We start from the raw sequence: 12337 nt of genomic DNA, 5'->3' as shown, positions 1-12337 counted from the left end.
GTAGGTGGGGTAGTTGAGGAAGAGTGGATTGCGTTCAGTGGAGGCCTGAGCCGCCGCCGCTGAGTTCCTTGGCGATGGAGCCGACCATGTCCTTGGCATCGCCGAACAGCATCTGGGTGTTGCTGTTATAGTAGATCGGATTGTCAATCCCGGCGAAGCCCGCGTTCATCGAGCGTTTGATCACGAACACAGACTTGGCCCTGTCCGCCTCGATGATCGGCATGCCCGCGATCGCGCTCTGCGGATCGTCGCGCGCCGACGGGTTCACCGTGTCGTTCGCGCCGATGATCACCGCAACGTCCGCCTGCGGCAGTTCAGGGTTGATGTCGTCCAGGTCGACCAGCTGTTCATAGGGAACGTTGGCTTCGGCCAGCAGCACGTTCATGTGGCCGGGCATGCGGCCTGCCACCGGATGGATCGCGAACTTGACGTCTACGCCCTTCTTGGTGAGCGCCTGATACAGCTCGCTGACCTTGTGCTGCGCCTGCGCGACCGCCATGCCATAGCCGGGGATGATGACCACGCTGCTGGCATTTTCCAGCTGCATCGCGGCTTCCTCGGCAGAGGCGGAACGCACGACGCGGTCGTCCTTGCCGCCCGCAACGCCCGCGACCACCTTGCCGAAGCCGCCGAACATCACGTTGGCGAAGCTGCGGTTCATCGCCTTGCACATCACCAGCGCCAGGATGAAGCCCGAAGCCCCGTCCAGCGCGCCCGCGACGATCAGCAGCTTGTTGCCGAGCGCAAAGCCCATCGCGGATGCGGCAAGACCCGCATAGCTATTCAAGAGCGCGATGACGGTCGGCATGTCCGCGCCGCCGATCGGGATGACCAGCAGGATGCCGAACAGCAACGCCAGACCTGCGAACAGCGGGAACAGCCAGGTCTGCGTCGGGTCAAGCGCCAGCGTCACGCCGATCGCCACCGTCGCCAGCGCCACCGCGCCATTGACGATGCGCTGGCCGGGGAAGGACACCGGACGGCTGCCCATCAGTTCCTGCAGCTTGGCAAAGGCGACGATCGAGGCGGTGCAGGTCAGGAAACCCAGCAGCATCTCGAACATCAGCGCCCACAGGATGAAGCCGCCCGCATATTCGGCATGGGCGTGCTTGTAATATTCAGCCGCGCCGATCAGGCCGACGGCGAGCGCGCCAAAGGCGTGGGAGATGGCGGTTCGCTGCGGGATCGCCGTCATCGGCATCAAGAGCGCCATCGGAATGCCCGCCGCCGCGCCCGCGATCATCGCGATGATGATCAGGTTGTAATCCACCACCTCATGCTGGACGAGCGCGCCGATGATGGCGATCACCATGCCGATCTCGCCCGCGCGCACGCCGCGACGGGCTGTCGAGGGATGGCTCATCCACATCAGCGACAGGATGAACAAAGCAGACGCGACAATCGCCGCGAAGGGTACGAAAGCGTCCATCTGTTACTTCCCCCGCGGCTTGAACATCTTGAGCATGCGATCGGTGATCATGAACCCGCTGACCAGGTTCACGGTCGCGCAGAACACCGCGATGAAACCCAACGTCTTCGCCAGAGGCGTCGCCCCTGCCTCACCCGTGATCGTGATCGCCCCCACAATCACAACCGCCGCAATCGCATTGGTCAGCGACATCAAAGGCGAGTGCAAAAGCGGCGACACCTTCTTGATCAGCTGAAAACCCAAAAAGGCCGCCAATATGAAGACGAACAGATAATCTGCATTGAAAGCGTTCACTGACTTATCCCCTGTTTCAGGCCGCCGCTGCCCGCACGAAGCGCGGGTGAACGATCTCGCCATGGCGGGTCAGCGCAATCGCTTCGATCAGCGCGTCGTCGGCGGGCATCGCCAACCTCTTTTCCGCCTTGTCCCAATAGGCTTCGATGAAATTATAGCAGTTGCGCGCGAACAGGTTCGACGCGTCGACGGCGACCTTTGCCGCCCCATCGACAAGCCCGATAAGCTTGACCCCGTGACGCAGCACCATTTCCCCGGCGACGACACCTTCGACATTGCCGCCGCTTTCGGCGGCCAGATCGACGATCACGCTGCCCGGTTTCATGCTTGCGATCTGCGCATCGCTGATCAGGCGCGGGGCCGGCCGTCCGGGAATGAGGGCGGTCGTGATGACCATGTCCTGCCCGGCGATATGCCCGCTGACCAAGGCCGCCTGACGCTGCCGATAGGCTTCGCTCATTTCCCCGGCATAGCCGCCCATCGCTGCGGTCAGCTGGTCGCCGTCCTGAATCTCTTCGAATATGGGCTTGGCGCCCAGAGACATGATCTGCTCGCGTGTTTCGGGCCGCACATCGGTGGCGGATACGACCGCGCCCAGCCGCCGCGCAGTCGCGATCGCCTGAAGACCCGCGACGCCTACGCCCATGACGAACGCCTTGGCCGCCGCGATCGAGCCTGCGGCCGTCGTCATCATCGGCAGGCAGCGATTGAGTTCGGTCGTGGCCCGCGCAACGGCATGATAGCCAGCGAGATTGGCCTGGCTGGACAATATATCCATTGCCTGCGCGCGGGTCGTGCGCGGGAGCAGTTCGAGCGCCATCGCTTCCACTCCCAGATCGGCATAGGCCGCCATCCTGCCCGGATCCGCAAAGGGCGCCAAGCCACCGACCAGCTTCGTTCCCGGACGAACCCCGAGCAGTTCGGCGGCAGCCGGAGGACGCACCGTGACCACGACATCCGCCTGCCCAAGCGCTTCCTTGCGATCCACGATCAGGGCACCCTGCGCGGCATAGGCGTCATCGGAGAAACCCGCCGCAAGACCTGCACCGCTTTCGACCAGCGTCGACAGGCCGAGCTTTGCATATCGGGCGACAATCGAAGGCGTCATGGCTACACGATGTTCACCAGCCACCTGTCCGGCCAGGACGGAAATATTTACCATCGATCCTCTCTCTGCCTCAGTCAGCCGGACAACGATCACCGCAGCTGATATGCCTCGCTATGGGGGAGTAGCCCGATTCAGCCTTCGCGGGCCGCGCCAGTGATACATGTTATCTGACATATGTCAATTATCGATGCAGCCCACGCAGGTGTGTGTGCAGCGGGCCGTCATGGAGCAGGCGCCGTCATGAAGACTGGCGCCTGCCAAAGGTTCAAAGCGAAATGCCGCCATCCACGCAGGTGATCTGGCCGGTGACATAGGACGCCTGTTCAGACGAAAGGTAGAGCACCATGCTGGCAAGCTCCTCGCCCCGACCCGGCCGATTGCCCAGGCGAATGCGGCTGGTCATCCATTCCAGCGCTTCGGCCCCAGCGTCGCCGCCGGTCATGGCACGACCCGGATCATCGAGCGAAGCCTCCGTCTTGTCGATCGCACCCATGCCAAAGTTGAACCAGCCCAGGCGGACGACATTCGCGCGCACTCCGTAGACAGCCTCTTCAGCCGCCAGATAGAGAGCCATGCTTTCCAGACCCGCCTTTGGCACCGCCGACTGACCATCGCGATCGAAGCGGCGAGCGTTGCCGAAGCTGGTGCAAACAGTGATGACGCCCTTATTGGCGCGCATCTGTTCCTTGGTGGCGCTGATCACATTGAAGAAACCGAACAGTTCGGTCTTGACGAGAAATTCCATGAAGCTGGGCTTGACGTCCGCCAGTTGCAGAGTGTTGTCCCACATCGGCCCGGACGCATAGATGACCGTGTGGATATGGCCGAAACGCTTCACCACGCCGCTGATGCATTGCTCGACAGCCTGCAAGTCGGTTATGTCCAGCTTGCTGGCCGATGCCGTTACGCCTTCGCTTTCCAGTTCATTCACCAACGCATTCGCCTTGGTTTCATTGCTGTTGTAGGTGAAGGCGATATTGGCGCCAGTCTTTGCAAAAGCGCGCACGATCGCCGACCCCGCGCCGCCGGTTCCGCCGATGATGAACACGGCACCTTCGCGCCGCACCGTCAAATTATAGGTCATTTTTCCTCTCCATAAGTCCGCGTTGCAAGCACCCAATCCGCCAGCGAACGCCCGTCAGCGCCAAAGGTGTTGGCATATTACCTGACGGTTGTCGTTCATTTAGTCAATGACCAATGCGCTGTCCCGCCACCCAAAGGGCCGCCTCCCCCGCCCCATTCAGTCGACGCCGCCATTTATCAATTTGACGAATGGAGGCATATTCGTTAGCAGACATTTGTCGTTTGTCGAGAAATCAGCGACGGAGGAGCAGGGCATGAGCCGCTCCGGGTAGAGGATGAATGATCATCAAAAGGTCACCAAAAGCGCTGCATAGCGGAGGGCCAGCTCGCTCAAGGGCCAGGAAATACGCTGGTTTTCGGACCTGCGGCATGTCCTTGGCCACCGGCGGCCGACATGGTCCAATGCCGTCGGCGAAGATCGGATCCCTCGCGCGATTACCCTCATCATCGAATCAATCATCTGACAATTGTCTTTGAAGGAAGCAACGCCATGAGTGATTTTATCTTCACACCCGCCCTCGCGATCACGCAGATCGCTTTTGTGGTGCCAGACGCCATCGAAGCGGCCCGTGCCCATTCCCGCCGTTATGGATCGGGGCCGTTCTGGGCTGTCGAACATTATCCGCTTCACGTCCATCGCTATCGCGGCAAGGACAGCGTCATCGACGTCACCTCCGTCTATGGTCAGTGGGGCAATATCACCGCCGAATTCGTGCAGCAGCATGATGATGAACCGTCCGCCTATCGTGATCTTGTGAAGAAGGGCGAGTCGCGGATTCATCATTTTGCCATGTTCGTCGACGATCTGGACAAGCGGATGGCTCAATATGAAGCTGAAGGCTGCGAGGCTGCTCTTTATGGCGAAACCTTCCCTAATGGTATGGGCCGCTACGCCATCATGGATACGTCGAAACAACTTGGCGTGATGACTGAACTTTATGAAGAAGAAGGCACCCGTCCCTTCTACGACCATATGAAGAAGTCCGCAGAAGGATTTGATGGCACCGATCCGATCCGCCGGATGCAGTTCACCGACCTTTAAAACGAGGTGGAGCCGCCCCGACAGCTAACAGGTCGGGGCGGCTGCTGCATGTAGCAAACAGGTTGTTCAGGCGGTGCCCACTCGGCACTGCCCGCGACAGTCTGGGATCGAAATGCCGCCAGCAGCGAAATAGGGAGGGTAGCCAGCGCTACCCTCCCTTTCTGCATTCCCTGCGCGTTTGCGGACGGAAGCAATGCTCCCGCCCGCACCGCTGTGTCGTTGTCAGCTGCTCAGATGCGCCGTGGCACGCGCGGCCACCTCGCCCAGTTCGGACAGGATCGGGTTGCGGCGGAGCGTGAGCCCGCCATTTACCTGAAGATTCTGGCCGGTCATGAAACATTCGTCGGATGCCAGCCACACAACGGCAGCCGCAATATCTTCGCGCGTGCCAAGGCGGCCAAGCGGATATTCCTTTGCAAAGGCGTCGATCAGTTCCTTCACGCTGAAGCTGTCGCCAGCCATCGGCGTTTCGGTCAGGCCCGGCGAAATGGAGTTCGCCCGAATGCCGCGCGCGCCATATTCGTTGGCCACGGTACGGATCACATGGTCGATTCCGGCCTTGGTGCCCATATAGGCGGCGTGATTTTCGAGCATGATAGTCGCGGTGGCGGAGGAAATCTGAATGATCGATCCGCCCTGCCCCATTACCCGCAACATCGCCTGGATGAAGAAGAAGGGGCCTTTGAACTGGATGTCCATGATCTTGTCGAGATCAGCCTCCGTCGTTTCATGGGTCGGCTTCATCAGCCCCCAGCCAGTCGCGTTCACCGCGACGTCCAGTTTGCCATAGGTTTTGACGGCAAAGTCAGCGGCGGCATCGACATCGGCCTTGCTGGTGATGTCCATCAATATGTAGCTGCCGCCGATCTCTGCCGCGAGCTTGCGCAACGGCTCTTCGTGACGACCGGTCACGACGACCTTCGCGCCTTCCTGGGCGAGGCGCTCGGCGATCTTCTGGGCCATGTTCTGTTCGCCCGCGGCGCCGGTGACCAGTGCTACTTTTCCTTCAAGCCTCATATTCAACTCCTGGGATTTTCGGTGCCCCGCCGCAGCCTGATGAAAAGCGAAAAAGGCCGGGCCGCCTCGCCAGGCTGACGAGGCGGCCCGCCATGTCGTGTCAGAAGCGCGCGGTCAGCGACGCGCCCCAGGTCCGGCCCGGCGACGGGTTGGCCCAGTCGATGAAGGTGAATACCGCCTCGCCCGACGTGTAACCGTCGTACGTGGTGTTGTCGGTCACGTTCTTGACGAAGCCCGAGACCTCGAGCGTGGTGTTGCCGCTCACCGGGAACTCGTAGCGTACACCGAGGTCGACCTTCGTCACCGGCGGGATCAACGCACGCGGGTCGTTGATCACGTCCGTTTGGTAGCTCGATGTATGGAACAGGGCCGCGTTCAGGCCGATGGTCCCCGGACCGGCGTTGAAGCTGTAGTCCGAAATCAGACCACCGGTCCATTTCGGGGTGCGCCGCAGCTTCAATCCGGAAAGGTCTGTCGTTCCCTGCCCCAGATTACCGATGAAGTTCAGATACTTCGCTTCGAGATAGCCGAGCGATCCGGAGATCGTCCACCCCCGCATCGGCGCAACGGCCAATTCGGCTTCGATGCCCTGATAGCGAGCCTTGGCGGCATTCAGGGTGTTGGTGACGTTCGTGGTTCCGACGACCTGCAGGATATTTTCCTGCTTGTCGCTCAGCGTGTTGTGGAACGCGGAAAGGTTCAGGCGAACCCGGTTATTGAGGAATTCGGTCTTGAGGCCGACCTCGAACGCATCCATCGTTTCGGGCAAATAGGCCTGTGTTGCGGTAACCAGGTTGCCAGGACGACCGTTGAAGCCGCCGGTGTTGTAACCACGGCTGTATTGGGCATAGGCCATGACGTCGGGCGTAAACTTGTATTGCAGGTTCACCTTCGGCGTAAACTTTTTGAACTTGGCGCGCCCTGCAACGCTTCCGACCAGCGGCCCGATAACATCATTGTCCCGCACGGTAGAAAATACGGGGTCCCACAAACTATAGGCAGTCGTCTTCCTGTCCCAGGTCTGACGGGCACCAACCGACAACTGCAGTTTTTCGGTGATGTCATAGTCCGCCTGGAAGAACAAGGCGAAGGTCTTGTTGGTCTGATGCGTATCGTAGCGGTTGAGTGAATTGAGGAAGCCTACGCCCGGCGGAGTCGAGAAAGTCGGCAAGCCGTTCGTGAGGATCGGACTCCCCGTGGTGAGAAACCCGTCGGGCAGCATCGACACGTCAAGCGACGGATCTTGCACCTCCGTATAGGAGTAGTTCATGTAAAATGCGCCGGCAACGACGTTGAACGGCCCCTCGAACGACGTTGCGAAGCGGGCCTCCTGCGAGAACTGCTTGGCATCGACCCGGGCCTTGTCGCGAAACAGCGCAAAGCGGGTTGCGTCGAAATCGCTGGTCTGCCGTTCGTGGAACTCGCGATAGCCGGTCAGCGAAACGAATTTGACCTGATCGGTCAAATCGTACGACACTTCACCGGTCACCGCAGTCATGCGCAGAGATGCGGGAAGCTGGGTCGTTTCGACGACATTCTTGCCCTTGTCGAGATTGGCAAGCGGGCCGCAGACGATGCTCGTCGCCGGATTGTAACAGGTCGCGTTTGCGCCACCGACATAGCCCGGCAACGGATAAGGGATGAAATCGGGGACGTTAAGGGGCGTATAGGGCGGAATCTGGCTGTCGTTTTCCAGCCGGTCGAATGCCAAATAGATGTTCAGGCGATCGGTGGGGGTTGCAACAGCGGCGAGCGAGTATTGCCGGACATCACGATCGCCCTCCCGTCCGCCGGTCACGATGTTGCGGAACTGGCCATTATCCTTGCGCACCGAAACGGTTGCCTTGACCGCGAGCACGTCCTTGATCACCGGGGCCATGATGTAGCCTTCGTAGTCGTTCTGGCCGAAGCTGCCCACCGTGACGCGCACCTTGCCCGTCGTGTCCGCCGACGGGTCGGGCCGGAGGCGGATCACGTTGATCACCCCGCCGGTCGTGTTCTTGCCGTTCAGAACGCCCTGCGGGCCGCGCAGAACCTCCACGCGCTGGACATCGAACGCATCGATGAGCGCGCCGCGCTGGAACGCGATCGGAATGCCATCGAGCGTGATGCCGATACCGGCCTCGACGCTGGGCAGCACGTCCTGAATGGAAATGCCGCGCAAGCTGATCTGGGGCACGTCGACGGCGGCGCCTGAACGCGTGACGGTCATGCCCGGCACGAGGCCGCGAAGGCCGGTCAGGCCGTCGACGCGGGCCTTTTGAAGCGTGTCATTGCTGAACGCGGAAACGGAGACAGGCACACTTTGAAGTGGCTCGGCACGCTTCTGCGCGGTTACGATGATGTCCGAAAGTCCTTCGGATTGCTGCGGCTGATTGGCTGCGGTCGCGTCCGGCGCTTGCTGCGGCTCCGCGGCCAATGCCGCCTGAAAGCCGCCCAACGCAGTTGCGATCGCTATCGCCGACGAAAATGCCAGGCCTCGCATATGCCCTCCCCATTCAACGTTGATTATGATCCGATGTAGCCGCGACTCTTTTTGAATCGACTTGTCGCTACACAAGTGTGCTAGCTAACTGCTTTTCGCCGGAGGGTCAACAGTGAAGCATGCGCAGCAAGCGCTTGTGAGCATTTTTATCTGACATATGACGGTTATTTTCTCATTTCGTGGCGGGTTAAGCGGCTATCCCTGTCACGCGAGCGACCAGTCTTTGATGCATCATGTCGTCGCTTGAATATCAGACGTTCGTCATTTATCGTACGAATGTGCGGTGAGAGCCAGGCTCCGGCCGCGATCGCAAGGAGTGGATATCAGATGAGCGTTTATCTTCAGGCAACGTTGGAACTCGATTATGAGACGCTTCCCGTCTTTTTGAACATAGTTCCTGAGATGAAGCGCATCGCCGAAGGCGCGGGTTGGGAGATGATCGCCGGGCTCGTCACCAAGATCGGTCGGGCCAATACCGTCATCCATCTTTGGAAATTGCCGGACATGAACGCTTTCGATGCCGGTATACAGGCCATGGCGAACGCACCTGAAGGTGGCAAAATCTATCAGGAAATCTGCCGGAGCGGTGCGAAGGAAACGCTGATCTTCGCTGATGCAGCGCCCTATTCACCGGCGCACTGATGTTGATGCAAAGCTGAAAATGAAACGGCGGGAGGCTTAGAGCTTCCCGCCGTTTTTTATACTGTTGCTCCCCGGCCGCAGTGACCGGGGACCGTCGCTAATTACAGCTGATCCAGCTCGGCCATTATGTCTTGCGGCAAGACTGTCATGCAGGCCTGCGCATTGGCGTAAACCTGTTCGGGCTTGGTCGCCCCGGCGATCACGGATGAGACGAAGGGCTTTGCGGCGAGCCAGCCCAGAGCAAGCTTCACCATCGGAATGCTCGATTTGCGGGAAATCTCCCCGAGACGGCTGACCTTCTCAAACCGTTCCGGCGTCAGGAACTTGTCGAAGAAAGGTATCTGCTTGAGGGTTTCCAGACGGCCCGAACTGTCGTCGCCGCCCAGATATTTGCCCGTCAGCAACCCGTTGGCGAGGGGGAAATAAGGCAGAAACCCGACGCCATTGGCGACCATCAGGGGCGCAAGTTCGCTTTCGACATCGCGTGCCAGCAGGCTGTATTCGGATTGGCATGATATGAAAGCCGCACGATTGGTGGCTCCGGCTGCGTCCAGTGCTTCAGCAAGTTGCGCGGCGCTGTGGTTCGCACAGCCGACATAGCGCACCTTGCCCTCCTGAATCAGCTGGTCGAATGCGGCCAGCGTTTCGCTAATGGGCACCTTCGGATCGGGATAATGAAGTTGGTAGAGATCGACATAATCAGTGCCCAAATTGGCAAGGCTCTCTTCCAGAGCCTGCCGCACATAGGCAGGGGCCGCGCCCTGATTATCGTCGCTGTCGCCGACCTTGTCGCCGACTTTCGTGGCGATGATCACGGAATCCCGGCGACCGCGAAAAGCTTCGCCGAGGATGCGTTCCGATTCTCCGGGAGGAAAACCATAGTTGTTGGCGGTGTCGAAGAAGTTGATCCCGGCGTCCAGTGCAGCCGAGATCACCTCAAGGGATTTTTCCTTGTCCAGAAACCAGCCGAAATTATTGCAGCCAAGACCGGCAATAGAGACTTTAAGGTCGGATTTCCCGAGATTACGCTTTTCCATGTCGAGAATATCCCCTTCAGGGTTGGCCATATATGTAGCGGATGGGATCGGACCCGTCCCAGCCTTCGGCGGCATCGCGCACCATCTTGTAAAAGTCGCTGACAACGGCCTCTTCATAGAATTCGGTCAGCATGCCGAACTCCTTGCGCGTGTCCATCATCGCATAGGGGCTGGGTTTGGAGTCGCCGAGCGGTGACACGACGGAATAAAGGATATTATCAAAGCCCTTGCTTTCATAATCCTTGATCGCCGCGTGAATGTCGTCAACGAACACCGTCATATGGTGCAGGCCGGGACCACCCGTCGGATAAAGTTCGCTGTAGGCCGATGGCGTGTCACAATGCTGTTCCACCAGTTCGACCATCACATCGCCCCACTGGCCGACGACACCTGTCGTATCGAGGTCGATTTCCTTGCCGCGATAGGTTTGCAGGTCATGGGGAAGGTGCGCGAGCACAAAGAAGGGGCCAGAGCCGAAGCGGGCCATGTGTCGGCGCGCCCATTCGATCGCGTCCGGTACAACGAAGGCGATCTGCCGCACCTTCTTGAGTTGGCCTGAAACAGGTTCCAGGAACATCGAGCCTCTCCTTTTAATCGGCAATCGTCGGTTCGCCGCCCGATGATGCGGGCGCAGGTTTTTGCATTTCAGCAACCGCTAACCGAAGCTGCCACGCCTATCGGCGCTGCGGACGCGTACGCCCGCAACGCCGTTCGTCATTCAGCGGCGATGGACATCCCATTTTCTGCGATCAGTTGATCGATGCGATCGTGATAGTGGGAAATCCGCTTTTCCTGCCCGGCCAGTTCCGCGCCGTTCCATCCGCGCGAATGCATGCCGCGCTGCTGCGCCTCCATGATACCGGCATCGCCATCGAGCGTGATGCCAAGGCTTCCTTCGCCGAAGTTGCGCCATTCGCGTTCTACAGGCGCACGCACGGTGTCAGCCACGCCGCCCGCAGAGGTCAGCATCTTGGTGAAGAAATCCTCTGAACCCGTCGCATAGAACCAAGTGTCGAAGGTGCATTTTTCCGGGTCGGTCGGGTGCGGCCAAGCGCGCAGGAACAGCATGCCGTCCGAAAAACAGGTCAGCGTCAGGTTAGGGAAGATCGAATAGAGGAAGGTGTCGGTCAGCTGCGCGTCTTCCATCCGGTCATAATGGCTATGGCCGCGCTCGACGCCCAGCTTCCGCTTTTGCGCGATGATCGCTTCCCGGATAGCCAGCGGCTTGTCCTTGAAATCTTCCGGCTGCAATTCCCAGGTCTTGAGATCCTGAATCAGATACTCGTCGATCGCCAGCTTGCCATCGGGCAGATAGCGCGAAGGCTGGCTGCCCGGCGTCACAAGGCGCGCATGGCCGTTCTTCAGCGTTTCGATGACCGCTGTCACATAATAGGGCTCGTTCACATACAACCCCTCCGGATGCGCGGTGGGGATGTGATATGTTTCGCGGAAATTGTCCGAAATGATCTTCCAGTTGCAGGGCATCCGCACCGATATGGCCTGGGTGCAGTGCATCTGCTCGAAGGGATAGCGCGCCAACGGCTCGTACAGTTCGCCCAGATACTCCTTGAGAGGCATCGGGTTGGCGTCCATGTTCACCCAGACGAAGCTGGCGAAGGTCTCGCTGTTGATCTGGGCGAGCCGCTTGCGTCCGCATGGGGAGCCCGCAGAGAAGTCCTCCGGGTCCTGCGCGCCGATGCATTCGCCTTCCAGCGACCATTTCCAGCTATGATAGGCGCAGGTGAAGGATGGCATGGACCCTTCCGCCACGGACACCAGCTTGTTCCCGCGATGCTGACACACATTATAGAAGGCCTTGATGCTGCCATCTTCCTGACGCACCACAAGGATGGATTCCGTGCCAACCTCTTCCACCAGGAAGTCGCCCGGCTCAGGGATCTGGTCTTCCCGGCAAACCACGAGCCAGCTCTTGGTCCAGACTGCGTCCCATTCCCGCCCCGCGAAGTCGCGGTCGAAATAGCGCCAACCCTGAAGTTTCGAAGACCGTCCGGCTCCCGCCTCGGCGACCAGATTTTCCGTCATTTCCATCTCCTGTCGATTCAATCCAGGCGCATCCCGGCGCGCTGACCCTGTTTCCAATCGTCCAGCTACATCCAACGGCCCGCTTTACGCGCACTAGGCAAAAGGCGGCCAGGTTCCGGACGATCATGCATAACGGACAATTGTCCGTCAATAGCGG

11 protein-coding genes are annotated in these 12337 nt (G+C 59.7%); 2 read left to right on the top strand and 9 right to left on the bottom strand.

Annotation, left to right across the window (positions count from 1 at the left end; all coding sequences use genetic code 11):
- Positions 1 to 34: 34 nt before the first annotated feature.
- The 4 genes from ACZ51H_RS16345 to ACZ51H_RS16330 all read right to left on the bottom strand — a co-directional run bounded on the left by ACZ51H_RS16345 (position 35) and on the right by ACZ51H_RS16330 (position 3915).
- Positions 35 to 1429 carry an NAD(P)(+) transhydrogenase (Re/Si-specific) subunit beta gene (locus ACZ51H_RS16345; protein ID WP_464803098.1) on the bottom strand — a complete coding sequence of 465 codons (1395 nt, stop codon included), beginning with the start codon at positions 1427 to 1429 and terminating at the stop codon, positions 35 to 37.
- A 3-nt stretch (positions 1430 to 1432) separates the two neighbouring features.
- Complete coding sequence (locus tag ACZ51H_RS16340) at positions 1433 to 1723, bottom strand: NAD(P) transhydrogenase subunit alpha part 2 (RefSeq protein ID WP_196227069.1); 291 nt, start codon at positions 1721 to 1723, stop codon at positions 1433 to 1435.
- Positions 1724 to 1739: 16 nt separating this feature from the next.
- Positions 1740 to 2885 carry an NAD(P) transhydrogenase subunit alpha gene (locus ACZ51H_RS16335; protein WP_464803097.1) on the bottom strand — a complete coding sequence of 382 codons (1146 nt, stop codon included), beginning with the start codon at positions 2883 to 2885 and terminating at the stop codon, positions 1740 to 1742.
- Between the two features lie 211 nt (positions 2886 to 3096).
- Positions 3097 to 3915, bottom strand: a complete 819-nt coding sequence (locus tag ACZ51H_RS16330) for an SDR family NAD(P)-dependent oxidoreductase (RefSeq protein ID WP_460988924.1) — start codon at positions 3913 to 3915, stop codon at positions 3097 to 3099.
- A gap of 489 nt (positions 3916 to 4404) precedes the next feature.
- On the opposite strand from ACZ51H_RS16330, the gene ACZ51H_RS16325 reads away from it, so the two are divergent.
- On the top strand, positions 4405 to 4956 hold the full coding sequence (locus ACZ51H_RS16325) for a VOC family protein (RefSeq protein WP_449468953.1): 552 nt from the start codon (positions 4405 to 4407) through the stop codon (positions 4954 to 4956).
- Positions 4957 to 5178: 222 nt separating this feature from the next.
- On the opposite strand, the gene ACZ51H_RS16320 is transcribed toward ACZ51H_RS16325, so the two are convergent.
- A complete protein-coding gene (locus ACZ51H_RS16320; RefSeq protein ID WP_460988923.1) occupies positions 5179 to 5973 on the bottom strand; it encodes an SDR family oxidoreductase in 795 nt (264 codons plus the stop codon).
- Between the two features lie 100 nt (positions 5974 to 6073).
- The gene (locus ACZ51H_RS16315) at positions 6074 to 8458 is read right to left on the bottom strand and encodes a TonB-dependent receptor (RefSeq protein ID WP_464803096.1); all 2385 of its coding nucleotides are present in this window, start codon (positions 8456 to 8458) and stop codon (positions 6074 to 6076) included.
- A 327-nt stretch (positions 8459 to 8785) separates the two neighbouring features.
- On the opposite strand from ACZ51H_RS16315, the gene ACZ51H_RS16310 reads away from it, so the two are divergent.
- The gene (locus ACZ51H_RS16310) at positions 8786 to 9100 is read left to right on the top strand and encodes an NIPSNAP family protein (RefSeq protein WP_464803095.1); all 315 of its coding nucleotides are present in this window, start codon (positions 8786 to 8788) and stop codon (positions 9098 to 9100) included.
- A gap of 101 nt (positions 9101 to 9201) precedes the next feature.
- Here ACZ51H_RS16310 and ACZ51H_RS16305 read toward each other — a convergent pair whose 3' ends face one another.
- The 3 genes from ACZ51H_RS16305 to ACZ51H_RS16295 all read right to left on the bottom strand — a co-directional run bounded on the left by ACZ51H_RS16305 (position 9202) and on the right by ACZ51H_RS16295 (position 12180).
- Positions 9202 to 10137 carry an aldo/keto reductase gene (locus ACZ51H_RS16305; RefSeq protein WP_464803094.1) on the bottom strand — a complete coding sequence of 312 codons (936 nt, stop codon included), beginning with the start codon at positions 10135 to 10137 and terminating at the stop codon, positions 9202 to 9204.
- Positions 10138 to 10153: 16 nt separating this feature from the next.
- Positions 10154 to 10714 (bottom strand): VOC family protein, encoded by a 561-nt coding sequence (locus ACZ51H_RS16300; protein WP_464803093.1) that lies wholly within the window; start codon positions 10712 to 10714, stop codon positions 10154 to 10156.
- 137 nt (positions 10715 to 10851) lie between these two features.
- On the bottom strand, positions 10852 to 12180 hold the full coding sequence (locus ACZ51H_RS16295; protein WP_464803092.1) for an aromatic ring-hydroxylating oxygenase subunit alpha: 1329 nt from the start codon (positions 12178 to 12180) through the stop codon (positions 10852 to 10854).
- Between the last annotated feature and the right edge of the window lie 157 nt (positions 12181 to 12337).

It is taken from the genome of Sphingobium sp. TomMM15 (genome assembly GCF_055397045.1).
This window is presented reverse-complemented; position numbering and strand designations above follow the sequence as displayed.

What these genes read in the sequence shown, in the direction of transcription:
- ACZ51H_RS16345 (WP_464803098.1), bottom strand. Translation starts at nt 1,429, where the DNA reads ATGGACGCTTTCGTACCCTTCGCGGCGATTGTCGCGTCTGCTTTGTTC.
- ACZ51H_RS16335 (WP_464803097.1), bottom strand. Translation starts at nt 2,885, where the DNA reads ATGGTAAATATTTCCGTCCTGGCCGGACAGGTGGCTGGTGAACATCGT.
- ACZ51H_RS16330 (WP_460988924.1), bottom strand. Translation starts at nt 3,915, where the DNA reads ATGACCTATAATTTGACGGTGCGGCGCGAAGGTGCCGTGTTCATCATC.
- ACZ51H_RS16325 (WP_449468953.1), top strand. Translation starts at nt 4,405, where the DNA reads ATGAGTGATTTTATCTTCACACCCGCCCTCGCGATCACGCAGATCGCT.
- ACZ51H_RS16320 (WP_460988923.1), bottom strand. Translation starts at nt 5,973, where the DNA reads ATGAGGCTTGAAGGAAAAGTAGCACTGGTCACCGGCGCCGCGGGCGAA.
- ACZ51H_RS16315 (WP_464803096.1), bottom strand. Translation starts at nt 8,458, where the DNA reads ATGCGAGGCCTGGCATTTTCGTCGGCGATAGCGATCGCAACTGCGTTG.
- ACZ51H_RS16310 (WP_464803095.1), top strand. Translation starts at nt 8,786, where the DNA reads ATGAGCGTTTATCTTCAGGCAACGTTGGAACTCGATTATGAGACGCTT.
- ACZ51H_RS16305 (WP_464803094.1), bottom strand. Translation starts at nt 10,137, where the DNA reads ATGGAAAAGCGTAATCTCGGGAAATCCGACCTTAAAGTCTCTATTGCC.
- ACZ51H_RS16300 (WP_464803093.1), bottom strand. Translation starts at nt 10,714, where the DNA reads ATGTTCCTGGAACCTGTTTCAGGCCAACTCAAGAAGGTGCGGCAGATC.
- ACZ51H_RS16295 (WP_464803092.1), bottom strand. Translation starts at nt 12,180, where the DNA reads ATGACGGAAAATCTGGTCGCCGAGGCGGGAGCCGGACGGTCTTCGAAA.